This is a genomic window from Niveispirillum lacus (assembly GCF_002251795.1).
In the GTDB taxonomy this organism is placed as follows: domain Bacteria; phylum Pseudomonadota; class Alphaproteobacteria; order Azospirillales; family Azospirillaceae; genus Niveispirillum; species Niveispirillum lacus.
The window spans coordinates 576,857-593,931 of the sequence record NZ_NOXU01000030.1; the positions used below are offsets into that span (position 1 = coordinate 576,857).

Annotated in this window: 19 protein-coding genes and 1 riboswitch; of the genes, 14 read left to right on the forward strand and 5 right to left on the reverse strand. The window is 62.1% G+C overall.

What is annotated here, in order from left to right:
• The first annotated feature begins 179 nt into the window (after positions 1-179).
• The 6 genes from CHU95_RS15540 (at position 180) to CHU95_RS15565 (ending at position 5,506) form a co-directional block, all read left to right on the forward strand.
• The gene (locus tag CHU95_RS15540; RefSeq protein ID WP_165772205.1) at positions 180-1,013 is read left to right on the forward strand and encodes a protein phosphatase CheZ; all 834 of its coding nucleotides are present in this window, start codon (positions 180-182) and stop codon (positions 1,011-1,013) included.
• Between the two features lie 17 nt (positions 1,014-1,030).
• Positions 1,031-1,336: an STAS domain-containing protein gene (locus tag CHU95_RS15545; protein ID WP_094457195.1), complete on the forward strand. Its 306-nt coding sequence runs from the start codon at positions 1,031-1,033 to the stop codon at positions 1,334-1,336.
• A gap of 15 nt (positions 1,337-1,351) precedes the next feature.
• Positions 1,352-2,113, forward strand: coding sequence for an ATP-binding protein (locus CHU95_RS15550; protein WP_094457196.1), 762 nt, complete (start codon positions 1,352-1,354; stop codon positions 2,111-2,113).
• 14 nt (positions 2,114-2,127) lie between these two features.
• Complete coding sequence (locus tag CHU95_RS15555; protein ID WP_165772206.1) at positions 2,128-3,300, forward strand: PP2C family protein-serine/threonine phosphatase; 1,173 nt, start codon at positions 2,128-2,130, stop codon at positions 3,298-3,300.
• A gap of 2 nt (positions 3,301-3,302) precedes the next feature.
• Positions 3,303-3,644 (forward strand): PilZ domain-containing protein, encoded by a 342-nt coding sequence (locus tag CHU95_RS15560; RefSeq protein ID WP_165772207.1) that lies wholly within the window; start codon positions 3,303-3,305, stop codon positions 3,642-3,644.
• 89 nt (positions 3,645-3,733) lie between these two features.
• A complete protein-coding gene (locus CHU95_RS15565; RefSeq protein ID WP_245838302.1) occupies positions 3,734-5,506 on the forward strand; it encodes an ABC transporter ATP-binding protein in 1,773 nt (590 codons plus the stop codon).
• Here the strand turns inward: CHU95_RS15565 and CHU95_RS15570 are convergent.
• Entirely contained in the window at positions 5,503-6,399 is an 897-nt protein-coding gene (locus CHU95_RS15570) for a branched-chain amino acid aminotransferase (protein ID WP_094457198.1), read from the reverse strand. The genes CHU95_RS15565 and CHU95_RS15570 overlap by 4 nt on opposite strands.
• Positions 6,400-6,470: 71 nt before the next feature.
• Between CHU95_RS15570 and CHU95_RS15575 the strand changes: the two genes are divergently transcribed.
• The 3 genes from CHU95_RS15575 to CHU95_RS15585 are packed head-to-tail and all read left to right on the forward strand — an operon-like array spanning position 6,471 to position 9,070.
• Entirely contained in the window at positions 6,471-6,962 is a 492-nt protein-coding gene (locus tag CHU95_RS15575; protein ID WP_094457199.1) for a MarR family winged helix-turn-helix transcriptional regulator, read from the forward strand.
• Between the two features lie 33 nt (positions 6,963-6,995).
• On the forward strand, positions 6,996-7,706 hold the full coding sequence (locus CHU95_RS15580; RefSeq protein ID WP_425435988.1) for a response regulator: 711 nt from the start codon (positions 6,996-6,998) through the stop codon (positions 7,704-7,706).
• A 47-nt stretch (positions 7,707-7,753) separates the two neighbouring features.
• Complete coding sequence (locus tag CHU95_RS15585) at positions 7,754-9,070, forward strand: ATP-binding protein (RefSeq protein ID WP_245838304.1); 1,317 nt, start codon at positions 7,754-7,756, stop codon at positions 9,068-9,070.
• Here the strand turns inward: CHU95_RS15585 and CHU95_RS15590 are convergent, their stop codons facing one another.
• The 3 genes from CHU95_RS15590 to CHU95_RS15600 form a co-directional block, all read right to left on the reverse strand.
• A complete protein-coding gene (locus CHU95_RS15590; protein WP_094457302.1) occupies positions 9,071-10,021 on the reverse strand; it encodes an ABC transporter substrate-binding protein in 951 nt (316 codons plus the stop codon). It abuts the gene before it with no gap.
• 2 nt (positions 10,022-10,023) lie between these two features.
• Positions 10,024-10,797 (reverse strand): ABC transporter permease, encoded by a 774-nt coding sequence (locus CHU95_RS15595; protein ID WP_425435989.1) that lies wholly within the window; start codon positions 10,795-10,797, stop codon positions 10,024-10,026.
• Complete coding sequence (locus CHU95_RS15600; RefSeq protein WP_094457200.1) at positions 10,794-11,561, reverse strand: ABC transporter ATP-binding protein; 768 nt, start codon at positions 11,559-11,561, stop codon at positions 10,794-10,796. Before CHU95_RS15600 ends, CHU95_RS15595 begins: the two co-directional genes overlap by 4 nt.
• Positions 11,554-11,658, reverse strand: a riboswitch (TPP riboswitch). (Overlaps the previous gene by 8 nt.)
• A gap of 143 nt (positions 11,659-11,801) precedes the next feature.
• On the opposite strand from CHU95_RS15600, the gene CHU95_RS15605 reads away from it, so the two are divergent.
• From CHU95_RS15605 to CHU95_RS15620, 4 genes are all read left to right on the forward strand, one after another.
• Complete coding sequence (locus CHU95_RS15605; protein ID WP_094457201.1) at positions 11,802-12,944, forward strand: acetoin utilization protein AcuC; 1,143 nt, start codon at positions 11,802-11,804, stop codon at positions 12,942-12,944.
• A gap of 34 nt (positions 12,945-12,978) precedes the next feature.
• Positions 12,979-13,473, forward strand: coding sequence for a DUF192 domain-containing protein (locus tag CHU95_RS15610; protein ID WP_094457202.1), 495 nt, complete (start codon positions 12,979-12,981; stop codon positions 13,471-13,473).
• An 86-nt stretch (positions 13,474-13,559) separates the two neighbouring features.
• Positions 13,560-14,069: a hypothetical protein gene (locus CHU95_RS15615; RefSeq protein ID WP_133065542.1), complete on the forward strand. Its 510-nt coding sequence runs from the start codon at positions 13,560-13,562 to the stop codon at positions 14,067-14,069.
• A 161-nt stretch (positions 14,070-14,230) separates the two neighbouring features.
• Positions 14,231-15,811 (forward strand): peptide MFS transporter, encoded by a 1,581-nt coding sequence (locus CHU95_RS15620; RefSeq protein WP_094457204.1) that lies wholly within the window; start codon positions 14,231-14,233, stop codon positions 15,809-15,811.
• 62 nt (positions 15,812-15,873) lie between these two features.
• Here the strand turns inward: CHU95_RS15620 and surE are convergent, their stop codons facing one another.
• Complete coding sequence (gene surE, locus CHU95_RS15625) at positions 15,874-16,638, reverse strand: 5'/3'-nucleotidase SurE (protein ID WP_094457304.1); 765 nt, start codon at positions 16,636-16,638, stop codon at positions 15,874-15,876.
• An 86-nt stretch (positions 16,639-16,724) separates the two neighbouring features.
• Here surE and CHU95_RS15630 point away from each other — a divergent pair, with 86 nt between their 5' ends.
• A complete protein-coding gene (locus CHU95_RS15630) occupies positions 16,725-17,060 on the forward strand; it encodes a DUF1491 family protein (RefSeq protein ID WP_094457205.1) in 336 nt (111 codons plus the stop codon).
• Positions 17,061-17,075 lie beyond the last annotated feature (15 nt).

The window sequence follows — 17,075 nt, forward strand, 5'->3', positions numbered from 1 at the left end:
GCCCGGTCCTGTCCAGTTCGGTGGTTATTTCGGTTAGGCTGGCAAAAACCTCAAAAGCGGAGAGTGCAATCAATTGCTGCGCTTGCCCCGATGGTGGTAGCAATAGAGAGGGCCGGGTTGCCTGCCGCGTGGGGCGGCCGGACCGGGAGGCGGCCCCAAAGATGGAATGGTGCGATATCTTGCACGAAATGGGTAACATTCCGGGTCTGTCCGAGGGTGATTATGCAGCCCTTTACGACCGAATCGCGCAAGCCCCGCAGGGACTGGCCTTTTTGCGCGAACATGCTCGCCGGGCGGGTGACGCCGGGCAGACGCGGGTGGAAGCGGCACTGGGCGACCTGCGCAGCCTGTTTGAAAGCCAGTCCACATTGTTGCAGACATCTGGCCGCGCCGAGGTTCTGCGCAGCGAACTGATGGAAATGGCGGCTTCCATCGAGCAGGCGCGCCGCGAGATTGCGGCCCTGCGGCCCAAGGACCAGTCGAACAACCGCCTGGACATCGCCACCAACGAGTTGGATGCCATCGTTTCCACGACCGAACGGGCGTCGATCGAGATTCTGCAATCGGCAGAGCGCTTGATGGAAGTCGCGGGCCGCCTGAAGCGGGCGGGTGCCGATGGCGATCTGGTGTCCGACATCGAGAATGAAGTCACCAATATCTTCACCGCCTGTTCCTTCCAGGATCTGACGGGCCAGCGCACCAGCAAAGTGGTCAACGCCCTGCGCTATGTGGAACAGCGTATCAATGCGATGATTTCCATCTGGAGCATCGAAAGCGTGAAGACGGCGATGCCGTCGGGCCCGGTCGATAACCGGCCGGATGCTCACTTGCTGGGCGGCCCGCGCGATGATGGTGTCAATCAGAACGAGGTGGATGCATTGTTGTCCGGTGCTGCACCGGCACCGCGCCCCGCTGCCCCGCCGCCGCCGCCCCGGCCGTCGACCCCGATGGCGGCGGATGTGGAGCCGGCCAATTCATTCGACCAATCCGAAATCGACAATCTGTTCGACTGATCTAACGGAGACTTCTGATGGACTACACCGTCCACACCGCCGCTGATGGGTTGCGCGTCACCCTGTCGGGCCGTATGACGCTGATCGACCATGAAAAGTTCCGCAATGTCGTGGACGCCATCGAAAAGGCGGAAGGCACGGTCTGCATCTTTGATCTGACGCGCCTGGAATTTGTCGACAGTTCGGGACTGGGCATGTTCCTGATTGCCCGCGATGTGGCCCTGCCGAAGAAGATGGAAATCGAGTTGTATGGGGCGCAGGAGTCGGTGAAGCGCATATTGCAGATCGCCAAATTCCAGACTTTGTTCCGCGTCACCCCCTGATCCCGGAACCTTTTTATGGTGTCCGCCCTCCCGCAACCGGTCGCAGGCTCACACCCGTCTATCGGCGGTGACGTGCCACCTGTGCTGTTGCGCCGTCTCGCCCAGGCCCATGGGTTGGTGCAGAGTGATTGGGACATTGAGGCGGCAGAGGCGGGCGGCCTGTCAGTCGCGCCGGCGATTCTGGTTACCCTGCGTGGCAGTTCGCGGGAGCTGCAGGCGGCCCTCGATCTGGGGATACACGCCTATATCGAGTTGGGTGATGACGAGCAATTGCCTGCCGGGTTGCTGTCGCTGGTGACACAGCAAGCAGGGTTACACCTGTCCTTGTCCACCGTGACCAGTTTCAGCCTGGATATGGCGCCGCTGCTCTGCGCAGCCCTGGTGGCGCGTGGATGGCTTGAGGGGCGGCGGCGGGCGGACGCAGAAATCTGTGTGCATGAGGCGGTGTCAAACGCCATTGTCCATGGCAATCTGGATATCCATCAGGCCCCCACTGCCGATGGCGTGGCGTTTGACGGGTTTTACCGCCTGGTGCAGGAGCGACTGACCAATCGCGAGCATGCCAACCGCCGTGTCACGGTGGAGGCATTGGTCCAGCCGCCCGACCTTTGCATCCGGATCACCGATCAAGGGCGTGGGCATCCAGGGTTGATACCGACAGAGATCGACAGGTTGGAGGCCAAGTCCGGCCGTGGCGTCCGCATCATGGGCGAATTGGCAGACCGGGTGTCGTTCAGTGATGCCGGACGCACCGTCAGCCTGACTTTCCGCCGATGACGGAAATCACCGCGATGCCGCCGGCATATGGGCCGCACCGCATCAGCTTTGCGGAATGCCGCGTCCTGATTGTCGATGACAGCCGTTTCAACCGCGAAATCCTGTCGCGGTTCATGCAATGGGTGGGGATCGGCCGCATCGATATGGCGGCCGACGGACAGGAAGGGCTGGCCATGCTGCGGGCGACCAGCTACGACCTGATCGTTCTGGATAGCGGCATGCCGGTGCTGGATGGGTTGAGCCTGTGTCGGTTGATCCGACAGGAACCGGTCTGGACCGATCTTCCAGTCCTGATGCAGACATCCGCCGCCAACGACCCGGCTGGCGTGAAATGTTTCGAGGCCGGGGCCAGCGATATCATCACCAAGCCGATCAACCCCGGCGAATGCATGGCGCGGGTTCGTCTGCATCTGGAAAAGCAGTTCTTTTTCCGCAACCTGTCGGATTTTCATCGCCGTCTGCACAATGATCTGAAGCTGGCGCGGTCCATGCAGACCTCGTTAATTCCGGACGCGCGGCGCATCGCTGCCGCCGGTGCCCGCCACAAATTGTCGATCGAGGGGCATTTCGAGCCATCGGACGAGTTGGGTGGCGATTTCTGGACCCTGTTTGACCTGGGTGATGATCGATTGGGCCTGCTGGCCGCCGATTTTTCTGGCCACGGTATCTCCGCCGCCATCAATACCTTCCGGTTCCACACTCTGATCGAACGGATACCGCCACAGGGGTTGGAGCCGGCGGAATGGCTGACCATGTTGAACCGGCCGTTGAAGGATCTGCTGCCGGTGGGGCAGTTTGCCACCTGCTTTTATGGAATCATCGACAGTCGGCTTGGCACCCTGTCCTATGCTGCGGCAGGCGCCCCCAGCCCGATGCTGTATCATAATGGACAGGTGACGATGCTCGACGCCAGTGGCTTGATGCTGGGTGTGACCAACAATCCGTCCTTGACCGCCGATACCGTGCCGTTTCCTCGTGGGGCCTCACTTCTGGTCTATTCCGACGCCATGATAGAGGCGGATGATGTGGGGGGGCATCTCATCGGAGAGGATGGTTTGCTGCGTTTGGTGCGGCAATGTTTTCCAGGAGGCGAGAACAGACTTGCGCGATTGCTCGCCGCCTTCGACACTATGGCAGCGCGGCCCCTGGCCGACGATCTGACGGCCATTTGCATCAGCAGGGTGTGACCATGCCGGTGATGTCCCTCCCCACCTGGATCAAGGCGCTGTTCAAGCCGAACCGCCGCCGGTTCGACCGTCATGCGGTGCAGTTCGGTATCCGGCTGCAGGCCGGTGGCCAGCGTTTTGAGTGCCATATGCGCGATGTGTCGCCCAGCGGTGCCTTGCTTGTCGATGCGCCCAACCTGCCCATCGGCACCATGGCCATTCTGGAAATCCCACAGATTGCCCTGACCGCCGATGCGCGGGTGGTGCGCCGCACCGACCTGGGAATCGGGATCGAGTTTTCCAAAGAAGGGGTTGGGGCCATCGTCGCGGGCTGGGCCATGGGCCAAAGCCCCGTGGCGGAATAGAAGGGTTTCGCCCACAACCCTTGTGTCCGGGGACCGGGCAGGCCATGTGCTATGGTCTTTACCCTATTGCCCCCTGATGGAAACCGATCTTGGCCGTATCCGCCGCCGTCCCCCCAAAAAAGGCCACCCGCACCCGTGCTCTGCTGGGCCGACTGACGGCGGCCTATTTGGGGCCCTACAAGCCGAAACTGTTCCTGGCCCTGCTGTTGATGGCGTTGGAAGCGGCAGGAACAGGTGCGGTTGCCTGGGGTTTCCAGCCGTTGCTGGACCGGGCGTTCCAACCCGACAATCAGGGCTTCCTGCTGCCATTTGCGGCCCTGATCATGGCGGCCTTCGTTGTGCGTGGTACCGCAGCCTATGGCCATTCGGTGCTGGTCAACCATGTGGGCCAACGCATTGTGGCGCGAATCCAGGCCCAAGTTTATGGCCATCTGATCCGGTCCGATCTGGCCTATCTGCACGGTCGCGCCTCCGGCCAATGGATCTCGCATCTGGTCAATGATGTGAACCAGATGCGGCTGGCCGTGTCGGAATGTCTGACGGGGGCGGTCAATCACAGCCTGACCCTGGTCGTGCTGGTCTGCATCATGTTCTATCAGGATTGGCGGCTGGGCCTGATCGCCTTCACGGTGTTTCCCATGTCGGGCTGGTTCCTGGGCCGGCTGGGCAAGCGGCTGCGGCGCATCGCCACCAGCCAGCAGACCGAACTGGGTAATTTTTCTGCCGTGCTGGGCCAGACATTCCAGGGGGCCCGCCATGTGAAGGCCTATGGCATGGAGGGCCACGAGGAACGCCGGGTGGGCGTCACCATCGACCGGCTGCGCAAGCTGACGGCCAAAAGCTACCGCACCGGCGCGTCCATGCTGCCCATCAACGAGATTTTCAGCGGTGCCGCCGTTGTCGGCGTCATCATCTATGGCGGTCTTGCCATTGCCGACGGCACGCGCACGGCGGGACAGTTGGTCAGCTTCATCGGCTCCTTCATGCTGGCCTATCAGCCCATGAAGGCCCTGACCAAGCTGAATGCGCAGCTTCAGATCGGGCTGGCGGCGGCGGACCGGGTGCTAGCGGTGTTGGACACACCGCCGGCCATTACCGACCGTGCTGATGCCAAGGTACTGCCTGCGGACAGCCGTCACGATATCAGCCTGCGCGATGTCCGTTTTTCCTATGATGGGGAGAAGGAAGCGCTGGAGGGCGTGGATATCCTTGTGCCGGCGGGGCGCACGGTGGCCCTGGTCGGCGCGTCGGGGTCGGGCAAGACCACCGTGTTGAATCTGATCCCCCGCTTTTATGATGTGACAGGCGGTTCGGTCAGTGTGGGGGGGCTGGATGTCCGTGATCTGACCCTGGACAGTCTGCGCGCGGCCATCGCGCTGGTCAGCCAGGAAACGGCCCTGTTCGATGACACGATCCGGGCCAATATCGCCTATGGCCGGCCAGGCGCGACGCAGCCCGAAATCGAGGCGGCGGCGCGTGATGCGGCAGCCCATGATTTTATCATGGATCTGCCCGACGGGTACGACACCATCGTCGGTGAAATGGGCCTGAAACTGTCGGGGGGGCAGCGCCAGCGTATCGCCATCGCCCGCGCCATGTTGAAAAACGCGCCCATCCTGCTGCTTGACGAGGCGACATCGGCGCTGGACAGCGCGTCGGAGCGGGCGGTGCAGGAGGCGTTGCGCCGCCTGCAGGCCGGGCGCACCACCCTGGTCATCGCCCACCGCCTGTCCACCATTGCCGATGCCGACCATATCTATGTCATGGATGCCGGGCGCGTCGTGGAACAGGGGGCGCATGAGCAGCTTCTGGCCCAAGGTGGGGCCTATGCGCGCTATCAGATGCTCCAAGGCGGCATTTAGGCGACCGCAGCCAGGACCAGCCGGCCATTCACAAGGTCGCTGTAATCAGCCATCAGGGTTCGGCATATATCGCCCGGTCGGTAGGTCCAGTCGCCGATACGGCTTACGGGTGTTACTTCTGCTGCTGATCCGGTCAAGAAAATCTCTGTCGCCGCCGCCAGCTCGTCCAGCATGAAATGGCGTTCCAGCACGGTATAGCCCCGGCGGCGTGCCAGTTCGATGACAGTCTGACGCGTAATGCCGTTCAGGAAACAATCGGGGATCGGTGTATGGATAACGCCATCCTTGACCATGAACAGGTTGGCCCCCGTCGCTTCGGCCACATAACCCCGATAATCCAGCATCAGCGCGTCCTGACGGCCATTGCGCTCTGCCTCATGTTTGGACAGGGTACAGATCATGTAGAGGCCGGCGGCCTTGGCCTCCGTCGGGGCGGTATCAGGCGCGGGGCGCCGCCAGCGGGCGATTTCCAGGGATATGCCCTGCATCCGCGCCTCCGGGGTGAAATAGCTGGGCCATTCCCAGCAGGCAATGGCCAGATGGATTTTGTTCTGCTGTGCCGCCACACCCATCATTTCGCTGCCGCGCCAGGCGACGGGGCGCAGGTAACCATCTGTCAGACCGGCGACGCGGCAGACCTCGCGTTTGGCCTCTTCGATCTGCGCCACGCTGTAGGGGATGTCGAAGCCCAGCAGTTCGGCCGATCGGCGCAGGCGTAGGGCATGATCGCGCGACCTGAAGATGACGCCATTGTAAATGCGCTCCCCCTCAAATACACAGCTTGCATAGTGCAGCCCATGGGTCAGGACATGGATCTGTGCTTCACGCCATGGCACGATTGCCCCGTCAAACCAGATGTGGCCATCGCGGTCGTGAAACGGGATGATCGTCATTTGGGACTTCCTTGTTGTTTTATGTCGCGTATAACTCCATTCACGTTACGGAATTGCGGAAATAAGTCAACATGGCTGACATAAAATCGGGGCCGAACCCGCTTTTCCTGCGCGAGGAAGATCTTCGCCAGGGTATCGAGATGCTGTTCTACGCCTATCGCGATTTCACGGCGGAGCCGGATGCCATGCTGGCCCGGATCGGGTTGGGCCGGGCGCATCACCGTGTCGTGTATTTTGTGGGGCGCTATCCGTCGATCACGGTGACTGAATTACTGAGCATCCTGCAGATCACAAAGCAGAGCCTGAGCCGTGTCCTGTCCGATCTGGTGGAGCAGGAATATATCGCGCAGCGACCGGGAACCAAGGACCGGCGTCAGCGGCTGCTGACGCTGACCGACAAGGGGATCGAGTTGGAACGTAGCCTGTCGGATGCCCAGCGCGCCCGCATTGCCCAGGCCTATCGTGCGGCCGGTGCGGCGGCGGTGGAGGGGTTCCGCACCGTGATGCTGGGCATTATCGACGCCGAAGACCGCGCCAAATTTCCGCCACCGGGCAAGCGGTGACCGATCGTGCCCTTCCATGCTATGTGAAGGGCCATGATGCGTGAAGACCCTGCCGAACAGCCCCATATCCTGGTCGTTGACGATGACACGCGCCTGCGTGAGGCGTTACGCCGGTATCTGGGGCAGAACGGGTTTCTGGTTACCGGGGCGGCCGATGCCGCCGAAGCGCGGGCCAAACTGGCCGGGCTGGTATTTGACCTGATCGTGCTGGACGTCATGATGCCCGGGGAAAGCGGGCTGTCCTTATGCCAAGACCTGGTCGCGACCGGCAACACGCCCATCTTGATGCTGACAGCCCGAAGTGAAGCGGATGATCGCATCCGTGGGCTGGAAGCCGGGGCCGATGATTATCTGTCCAAGCCGTTCGAGCCGCGGGAGCTGGTGCTGCGCTTGACCGCCATCCTGCGCCGGACGGCCCGCAACGCACCGCAGGCACCGCTTGCCGCCTCGCCCATCCGTCTGGGGCGGTATCTGTTTGATGCCGAGCGTGAAGAATTGCGCGCCGGAACCGAGATTGTTCGGCTTACCAGCATGGAATCCAGTCTGTTGCGCACCCTGGCAGCGGAGCCGGGTGTTGTGCTCAGTCGGGAAGCATTGGTGGCCAAGGCCGGCGTGGATGCGGCCAACGAGCGCACCATTGACGTTCAGGTGACACGGCTGCGCCGTAAATTGGAAGATGATCCGCGTGAGCCGCGTTATCTTCAGACGGTTCGTGGTGAAGGTTATGTGTTGAGGCCCGATTGAACGCGTGGTGGCAGGAATTGTGGCGGCGGCGCCCCCAACCGATACGCTTGCTGAAGCGCTCTGTGCCGGCAACCCTGTTCGCGCGGTCGCTGCTGATTATGATGACGCCTGTGGTGCTGGCCCAGGCCATCGCTACTTTTGTGTTCTACGACCGGCACTGGGATACGATGACCAACCGGCTGGCCAATTCGGTCTCTGGTGAGATTGCCTTTGTCATTGAACAACTGGCCCGTGACAAGGATGAGGCGGCCCGGGCGGAAACCCTGTCCATGGCCGCACGCCATACCGACATCCTGTTCACCTGGAATCCAGGGGAGGAACTGCCTGCCCCGCCGGCCCGGTTGCGCGGGGCGCTGGAAGAGACATTGGGGCAGGCCTTGGATGACCGGGTGCGCCGACCCTGGCGCATCAACAGCAATGTCGCCCATAAATGGATCGAGATCCGGGTCCAACTGCCAGAGGGGGTGCTGTCGGTCCTGTCACCGGAACGGCGGCTCTACAGCTTCACCAGCTATCTTTTTATCATCTGGATGCTGGGGAGTGCGTTGGTTCTATTCTCCATCGCCACCTTGTTCATGCGTAACCAGATCCGGCCCATCCGTCGCCTGGCCGTGGCGGCTGATGCCTTTGGTAAGGGCCGCGATATGGCCGATTTCCGCCCTGAAGGCGCGGTGGAGGTCAGACAGGCGGCCCATGCATTTTTACTGATGCGCGACCGTATCCGCCGACAGATCGCGCAGCGGACCGAGATGCTGGCTGGTGTCAGCCATGATCTGCGTACGCCATTGACCCGCATGAAGCTGCAACTGGCCATGATGCCGGACATGGCCGAGGTCGAGGAACTGAAGGCCGATGTGGCAGAGATGCAGGTGATGATTGACGGTTACCTGTCCTTTGCGCGTGGCGATGGCGAGGAGGAGGAGCGGCAGGTGGACCTGTCGCTGCTGTTGGCAGAGATCGCTGGTAATGCCCGACGCGAGGGTGCACGGCTGACCCTGGACCCGACCGTGACGCAGGGTGAGGCGGTGGTGCTGCCGCTGCGGCTATTGTCGCTGCGCCGGTGCCTGACCAACCTGATCGGCAATGCCGCGCGCTATGGCCGCCATGTCTGGCTGAGCCTGGAGCGGCGGGGCAATTTTGTTGAAATCCTGATTGATGATGATGGGCCGGGCATTCCCGAGGATCAGCGCGATGCGGTGTTCCGCCCCTTCTTCCGCCTGGAGCCGTCGCGCAATCAGAAGACGGGCGGGGTCGGCCTGGGCCTGACCATTGCCCGCGACATCGCACGGCAGCATGGCGGTGACGTTCTTCTGCGCGACAGCCCACAGAAAGGGTTGCGGGCTGTCGTACGCCTGCCTGTGTAGTTACTTCACTTCCACGGCATAGGTGGCGACGTCCGGGGTGGTCTTGATCAGACCGCGGGCCTTCAGGAACTGGGCGAAGCGGTCATAGCGGGCATTGTCCAGGGCCCGGGGGCTGTGGGCAAAGCGGGCGATCGTGTCTTTCCAGGCGCGCCTGTTCAGTTCCGTATCCAGGTCCTTGCGGCCCTTGATGAACAGGCCCCAGGCTTCGTCCGGATGGTTGATCAGGAACTGTGTACCGCGCTCCACGGCGTTGAGGAAACGGCCGATACGCGGGTCGTTGACCTTGTTCCTGGCCGTGATGAACACCAGTTCGTCATAGGGGGGCACGCCTTCCTCTTCGGGGAAAAAAGCGCGACCTTCCTTCTTCTCGATCGCCATCTGGTTCAATTCAAAGTTACGGTAGCCGCCCACAATGGCGTCCACCTGACCGGCGAAAAGGGCGGGCGACAGCGAGAAATTGACGTTGATCAGGGTCACGTCCTGCAAGGTGAGCCCGTGTTTCTCCAGCATGGCCCCCAGCAACGCATCTTCAAATCCGCCGACGGAGAAGCCAACCTTCTTGCCCTTCAGGTCCTTGATCGATTTGATCGGACCATCCTTCAGAACGATGACGGTATTTAAGGGCGTGGCGACCAGGGTACCGACGCGGACGACAGGCAGCCCGGCATCGACCTGCAGATGCAACTGTGGCTGATAGGAGATGGCGATATCGCCCCGACCGGCTGCGACCAGACGTGGCGGGTCATTGGGATCGGCGGGGGCAATCATCTCCACCGCCAGACCTTCCTCCCTGAAATAGCCCTTTTCCTGGGCCACATAGAGTGGGCCATGGTCGGGGTTCACGAACCAGTCGAGCAACACCGTCATCTTGTCCTGCGCCAGGGCGGGCAGGGCGCCGGCGATACTGACGGTCATGGCGGCGGCCATGGCCATCGCGCGCATCCAACGCATGTTCATTTTGTCTCTTCCTTGTTCATCACGCTGTCAGGCAGCCAGGGCAATGCCCGGCGAACGATAAGATCGACCAGCAGCCAGAGGCCAACGGCCAGCAGTGCCAGAATAAAAAGGGCGGCGAAGGTCAGGTCCGTCTGCACCCGCGCGGTGGCATGCAGCATCAGGTAGCCCAGCCCTGCCGACGCCCCCACCCATTCCCCCACCACGGCCCCGATTGGGGCCACGGCCGCGGCCATGCGCAGGCCCGAGCCCAGGGCGGGCAGGGCTGCCGGCATACGGACATGGCGCAGCATGGTCCAGGGTGTGGCCCCCATGGTCCGCGCCAGATCCAGCCAGCCGGGATCGGTGCGGCGCAACCCGTCATAGAAGCTGGCCGTGACAGGAAAGAAGATGATCAGGGTTGCCATCGCCACCTTGGACGCCATGCCATAGCCCAACCACAGCACCAGCAGTGGCGCTATGGCGAAGACAGGGATGGCCTGGCTGGCCAGCAGCAGGGGCAGCAGCCAGCGCCGGGCCGCAGACGAGGCCGTCAGGGCCAGGGCGGCCAGCCCGCCGCAGAGCGTGCCCAGCCCCAGGCCCAGTACGATCTCTGCGGCGGTAAATCCCGCATGCCGGGCCAGCAATGCCCAATCATCCACAAGGCGCAATGCCACCCGTTCCGGACCCGGAAGGATATAGTGCGGCAGATCGGCCAGCCGCACCAGTAAGGCCCAGGCCAGCACCAACCCCGCCAGGGTCACCATTCCGCGTACGAAACGAGCCCCCATCATGCGACCCCGCCCTGGCGCAGATGGTGGAGCAATTTCCCCTGCTGAACCAGCAGTCCGGGTTGATCGGTCGGACGGGGCGTCTCGCCGTCAGGGGTCAGCGGGGCCGATAGGTGGGGCGGACTGCCGCTTAACACCCGTATCTCGTGCCCCAGTCGAAGCGCTTCCAACGGGTCATGGGTCACCATAATGACAGTGCGACCCGTCAGTAATCTGGCAGCAAGATCCTGCATGTCCAGCCGGGTGATGGCATCCAGGGCCGAGAATGGTTCATCCATCAGGACAACGGGCCGATCCTCAAACAAGGTGCGGGCCAGGGCCGCGCGCTGGCGCATGCCCCCCGACAGGGCGTCGGGACGGCAAGTGGCGCGATCCATCAGGCCGACCGCATCCAGCAGGGCCATCGCCCGGTCACGGTGCGCCAAGCCGACCTTTTCACCCCGGAGTTTGCTTCCCAAGATGACGTTGTCCAGAATTGTGGCCCATGGCAGCAACAGGTCCTGTTGTCCCATCCAAGCAAGGCGGCCCGTCAAAGGCTGACCATCATCAGCGCTGATGCGGCCCGAACCGGACAGAAGCCCGGCGATCAGACGCAGGAGGCTGGACTTGCCGACCCCACTTGGCCCCAGCAGGCAGGTGGTCCGGCCACCTGGCGCCACCATGTTGAGCCCGCTGAACAGCAGGCGCCCCCCAAAGCCGATGGCGGCACCCGTCACATGAATTGCAGGGGCAGGCGGGGCCACTGGAGACCCCGGAACATAGGTCATGGATCACTGTCCCTACGCCGGTATCAGCCGGATCAGGTTCCAGGGGTCGTCCTGTTCAGGACCTCTCAGCCGACCATCGGCTCCCCCCAGTGAGATGAAATGTTTATGGCAAAGCGTCGCAGGGGCCGCAAGGAAATGATTGTCCACCGGACCATCGTGCCTGACAGCCCAACCGGGCGGCGGTGACGGGATATTCGGCCTCTTGTGCCTTGTGGCGGCGCAACATACGGTACGTTTACCATGCCCGACCGCGCTTCCCCGCCCCTTACCGCCGCCACCCGCCCGATTTACCTGGGGGGTGAGATTTATCGCCATTCCAGTTATGGCCGGAAACATCCGCTGTCGATTCCGCGCGTTTCGGTCGCCACCGACCTGGCCCGCGCCATGGGCTGGCTTGACGACAGCGTCTATCTGGACAGCCCGATGGCGACGCCCGAACAACTGGCGCGGTTCCATGACCGCGACTATATCGCGGCGGTGCAGCGGGCAGAGCGGGATCAGAAGGTCGATCTGGATACTGCCCTGCGTTATGCGTTGGGAAAACTGGAGAATCCGGTCTTCCCGGAAATGTACCGCCGGCCAGCCATTGCCGCCGGTGCTGCCATCCTGGCCGCTGATCTGGTGCGGGATGGGGGCGTTGTGCATTCGCCCGCCAGCGGAACCCATCATGCCCGCCCAGGCCGGGCCAGCGGTTTCTGTTTTTTCAACGCACCCGTGTTGGGCATCCTGGCGCTGTTGGATCAGGGGTTGGACCGTGTCCTGTATGTCGATCTGGATGCCCATCATGGCGACGGCGTTCAGGATGCATTTCATGATGATGAACGGGTCCTGACCATTTCGACACATGAGGATGGCCGCTGGCCCTATACCGGAAAGGTAGAGGACCGCGCAGGCGGTCTGGCCCGCAACATCCCTTTGCCCCCCGGTCTCAATGATGACGAGTTCCAGCATGTGGTGGAGGAAGCGATCATCCCGCTGGCCGTGGCCTTTCGGCCGCAAGCCATGATGATCCAGACGGGCGCCGATGCCCTGGCGGATGATCCCTTGTCCCGGTTGTCATTGTCGAACCGTGCCCTGTGGCGAGCGGTGACCGATCTGGTGGGGCTGGCGCCGCGGACCATCGTGGTGGGTGGTGGCGGTTACAATCCCTGGTCTGTAGGCCGTGCTTGGGCCGGCATCTGGGCCGTGCTGAACGGCATTGATCCGACCAATGCCAGCCTGACCCATTCGGCCCAGACCGTACTGAAATCCCTGACCTGGGATCGGCGGGAAGGCCGCAATCCGCCAAGCCGCTGGTTCGACAGTCTGGTCGATCCGCCGCATACAGGTCCCATCCGTGACGTGGTGCGGCACGCCGCAGCATCCGTTCGTGACCTGTGGTAAGATCAGATCAAAGCAATACCGTTCAGGAACCATCATGCTGCTGCGCCGTCTGGCCCTTGCCCTGCTGCTGTGTCTTGCCCCCGCCTTCCTGCCTGTATTGAGCCCTGATGCCGTTGCGCAGATGGGCCCGCAGACAGGCCTTAATCAGGATCACCTGGTGATCGAAACCAAGCTTGGGCAGCGTCACAGTTTCACCGTGGATCTGGCGCTGACCCCGCAGCAACAGGCTATCGGTTTGATGTTTGTGGAGAAAATGCCCGACGAGAAGGGCATGCTGTTCCTGAATGAACGGGAAAGCCGCCTGTCCTTCTGGATGAAGAACACCCTGATCCCGCTGGACATCATGTTTGTGGATGCCAATGGCTATATTCTGAATATCCAGCATGGCCAACCGCTGGACCTGACCCCGCTGCCTTCAGCCGGCCCGGCTCTGGCCGTGCTGGAGATCAATGGCGGTCTGGCGGCCAAATTGGGGATCAAGCCGGGTGATCGGTTGCTGCACCCCGCTTTCGGGGTCCGCCGTCCTTGAGCATTATGCGCCAAATGGGCAACTCAACCCGCTGAATGTCCGAAACCAGCGCATTTCCATTCGGATACAGCGTGGTAAAATCGGACATGGCTTTCTATACACCCCCTATTCAGCGATTGCCGACGCCGGTGACCCCACCGTCGCGGGATCGCCATGTCCTGGGGGTCAACCGAATTGAGGAACGGCAAAGACGGGAAGAGAAGGGACGGGAAGGTCGCAGCCTTCGCCATCGACTGATTGATCTGGTCATGGATGAGGTCGAGAGCCTGCCTGACCTGACCTCGCCGCAGAAACAGCGGATACGGCACAATCTGGGCCGGTTTGCCGACCGGCAACCGGAGCAGGCGGCTGAACAGCCGCCGCCCCCGCCGCCAACTTCGGAGCAGACACTGGCTGTGCTAACAGCCGATGTCGCCGCCCCATCAACGGATGCCGGATCGCCCCACCCAGCAGATGGTGTGGATGCCGCACACCTGGCCCAGCAGATCCAGATATTGCTGAGCCTGCACAGCGAACGAGCGACCAAGATATCCAATTATATCCATGCGTTGATGGCCGTCGCGCCCGACAGCCATCAGGTCGACCTGGATATCTGACCGGGTGCATCGAGGTGGCATTGCCGGCACTTTCGCGGATGGACAGGTATCATTCAGCCGCTGTGATCGTCATCACAGGAAGTGGCAGTTGCCCCCTATGTCCGCCAGGACAAACATGATATAGCGGCGCTTCCTCAGCATCCAAACACAACAAGGCTGCAATGGCTTGGATATCAAACGACCCCGAACGGGGTTTTTTCGGGCATCCGCGTGGTCTGGCGCCGCTTTTCTTTGCCGAAATGTGGGAACGCTTCTCCTTCTACGGCATGCGCGCCCTTCTCATGCTGTACCTGACGAAGCACTTCCTGTTCACCGACAACATGGCGGGCTTCATCTACGCTTCCTATGCCTCGCTGAATTATGCGATGCCGGTCATCGGCGGTTTGATCGCTGACCGTTACCTGGGCAATCGCAAGGCCGTGATGTTGGGGGCTATCCTCCTGGTCTGCGGCCATATTGGGATGGCGTTTGAAGGCTCCCCGGCACAGGTGATTGACGGTGTTGTCACCCGCGAAGGCCACTATGACCAGATCATGTATCTGTCGCTGGCCTTTATCATCGTCGGTGTCGGCTTCCTGAAGTCGAACATTTCGACAATGGTCGGCAAGCTTTATGTCAATAAAGACGATCCGCGCCGCGACCCCGGCTATACGATCTTCTACATGGGCGTGAATCTGGGCTCGCTGCTGTCCACTATCCTGTGTGGCTGGCTGGGCGAGACCTATGGCTGGAAATATGGTTTCGGTCTGGCTGGCATTGGCATGGTCGCCGGACTGATCACCTTTGCCTATGGCACCCGCTGGTATCGTGAAAGCGAGCCGCCGAACCCGGAAAAGCTGAAGGCCCGGACGGCCATCGGTCTGTCACAGGAATGGCTGATCTATGGCGCCGCCATCCTGGGTGTCGCGCTGAACTGGCAGTTGGTGCAGAACCATCACATCGTCGGCGGTCTGCTGCTGTCGGTGACGCTGGTGGTTGTTGTCGGGTTGGCCTGGTTCTCCCTGGCGCAATGCACCAAGATCGAACGCGACCGCATGCTGACCATGCTGTGCATGATCGCCCTGTCGGTGGTGTTCTGGACCCTGTTTGAACAGGCTGGCTCGTCCATGACCCTGTTCGCCGACCGCAATTCCGACCGGTCCTTCTTCGGTCTGATTGTACCGGCCTCGGTGGTGCAGGTGTTCAACCCGCTGTTCATCGTCCTGCTGGCGCCGCTGTTTAGCTGGTTGTGGGTGGCACTGGCCCGCAAAGGCATGGAACCGTCCACGCCGTTGAAGTTCGGTCTGGCCATCATCCAGGTGGCCCTTGGCTTCGGCGCGCTGGTCGTTGGTGCGTCGGTGGTGGGTGAGGATGCCAAGACCGGTCTTATCTGGCTGGTGCTGGCCTATCTGCTGCACACGACCGGGGAACTGTGCCTGTCGCCAGTCGGCCTGTCGATGATCAACCGGCTGTCAGTGGCCCGGATTACCGCCCTGATGATGGGCGTGTGGTTCCTGTCCTCCTCCGGTGCGCATTACCTGGCGGGCATCATCGCCGGTCTGGCCAGTGCCAGCACAGATGGCGGCGCCATCCTGTCGCCACAGGAAAGCCTGCCGGTCTACACGGCTGTGTTTACCGATCTGCTGATCTGGGCGGGCGGCATTGGCGTTCTGGTCTGCCTGATCTCGCCGTGGTTGAAGAAGCTGATGCATCTGGACGCGGCCGACATGCATACCGACGACAAGAACAGCAAGGCCGCCTGATCATCAGCGGCATATAAGACAGGGGAAGGGGCCGCCCGGCGCAATCCGGGCGGCCCTTTGTCTTATCCACCCATGGCTGCCAGCACCGTATGGTCCGTCATGTCAAAACCGATGGGTGTGACGCTGATATGCCGGCGGCGGAGCGCACCGATATCGGTGTCATCGGGCCCCTGTCCCGGATGACGGCGGATGGACAGCCAGTGATACGGGAATCCGCGCGTATCCTCCCGGCTCTCCACGCCCATGGCCATGCTGCCGGGCGGGGCCTGACGGGTGACGCTGACGCCCGCAATCTCGTCCGGTTCCACGTCCGGGAAGTTCACGTTCAGCACGCTGGCGGGCGCCGCGCCGAAGCGGCGAACAATGGCATCCAGCCCCGATATGGACGTCCGCCAGCGTATATTGTTGCGGTCGCGCCAGGCCTGGCTGATCGCATAGGCCGGCACCCCGCACAGCCGCGCCATCAAAGCGGCGCTGACCGTGCCAGAATAGCCGACCTCTTCCCCGATATTGGCACCCCGGTTGATGCCGGAAAAGACGATGTCAGGGGGGGCGTCCTTCAGGATGTGGGACAACCCCATGACGACACAGTCGCTGGGCGTGCCGGTAACGGCAAAGCGACGGGGTCCGCGTTCCAGCACACGCAAAGGGCCGTGCAGGCTGATGGCGCGTGAGACGCCGGATTGATCATGTTCCGGGGCCACCACCCAGATTTCTGCCGCCAAGGGCGTGACGGCCTGAACCAAGGCCGCCATACCCGGCGCATCAATCCCGTCATCGTTGGTCAGCAAGGCGCGACGAAACAGGGGGGCGGCAGGGGCTTGCATGGCGGGTCCGGACATGGTGGTTAGAGGCAACGCCCATTCAAATCGAACAAGCGTTTGAAGTCGAGCGCGAACAGGACCCGCAGACCATGGAAGAACGCCTGCCCACCCATCTGTTTGTGCAAAGTCATCTCTGGCGCCTGTCGGCGGCGGGGGTGCCGGTCTATGTACTGCGTAAGGGAGAACGGGAAAGTGGGCTGATTTTGTTGAAGATCACGGTGCCGTTTCAGGGCTGCCGAATGTTCAGTCAAGGCCGCGATATCAGCGGCAGGCTTGGCTGGCAGCCGGGCGCCAGTGGCGCGATGATCGATGAAATGGCGGCACGGGAATTCGTGGAACGCCATGTAAAACGCGATCCCGACCTATGGGTCATCGAGGTAGAGACGCGGGACGGCAGCAATCCGTTTGTGGAGGATAAAACATAACGCAACCCAGACCCC

What these genes read in the sequence shown, in the direction of transcription:
- CHU95_RS15545 (WP_094457195.1), top strand. Translation starts at nt 1,031, where the DNA reads ATGGACTACACCGTCCACACCGCCGCTGATGGGTTGCGCGTCACCCTG.
- CHU95_RS15550 (WP_094457196.1), top strand. Translation starts at nt 1,352, where the DNA reads ATGGTGTCCGCCCTCCCGCAACCGGTCGCAGGCTCACACCCGTCTATC.
- CHU95_RS15555 (WP_165772206.1), top strand. Translation starts at nt 2,128, where the DNA reads ATGCCGCCGGCATATGGGCCGCACCGCATCAGCTTTGCGGAATGCCGC.
- CHU95_RS15560 (WP_165772207.1), top strand. Translation starts at nt 3,303, where the DNA reads ATGCCGGTGATGTCCCTCCCCACCTGGATCAAGGCGCTGTTCAAGCCG.
- CHU95_RS15570 (WP_094457198.1), bottom strand. Translation starts at nt 6,399, where the DNA reads ATGACGATCATCCCGTTTCACGACCGCGATGGCCACATCTGGTTTGAC.
- CHU95_RS15575 (WP_094457199.1), top strand. Translation starts at nt 6,471, where the DNA reads ATGGCTGACATAAAATCGGGGCCGAACCCGCTTTTCCTGCGCGAGGAA.
- CHU95_RS15580 (WP_425435988.1), top strand. Translation starts at nt 6,996, where the DNA reads ATGATGCGTGAAGACCCTGCCGAACAGCCCCATATCCTGGTCGTTGAC.
- CHU95_RS15590 (WP_094457302.1), bottom strand. Translation starts at nt 10,021, where the DNA reads ATGCGTTGGATGCGCGCGATGGCCATGGCCGCCGCCATGACCGTCAGT.
- CHU95_RS15595 (WP_425435989.1), bottom strand. Translation starts at nt 10,797, where the DNA reads ATGATGGGGGCTCGTTTCGTACGCGGAATGGTGACCCTGGCGGGGTTG.
- CHU95_RS15600 (WP_094457200.1), bottom strand. Translation starts at nt 11,561, where the DNA reads ATGACCTATGTTCCGGGGTCTCCAGTGGCCCCGCCTGCCCCTGCAATT.
- CHU95_RS15605 (WP_094457201.1), top strand. Translation starts at nt 11,802, where the DNA reads ATGCCCGACCGCGCTTCCCCGCCCCTTACCGCCGCCACCCGCCCGATT.
- CHU95_RS15610 (WP_094457202.1), top strand. Translation starts at nt 12,979, where the DNA reads ATGCTGCTGCGCCGTCTGGCCCTTGCCCTGCTGCTGTGTCTTGCCCCC.
- CHU95_RS15615 (WP_133065542.1), top strand. Translation starts at nt 13,560, where the DNA reads ATGGCTTTCTATACACCCCCTATTCAGCGATTGCCGACGCCGGTGACC.
- CHU95_RS15620 (WP_094457204.1), top strand. Translation starts at nt 14,231, where the DNA reads ATGGCTTGGATATCAAACGACCCCGAACGGGGTTTTTTCGGGCATCCG.
- surE (WP_094457304.1), bottom strand. Translation starts at nt 16,638, where the DNA reads ATGCAAGCCCCTGCCGCCCCCCTGTTTCGTCGCGCCTTGCTGACCAAC.
- CHU95_RS15630 (WP_094457205.1), top strand. Translation starts at nt 16,725, where the DNA reads ATGGAAGAACGCCTGCCCACCCATCTGTTTGTGCAAAGTCATCTCTGG.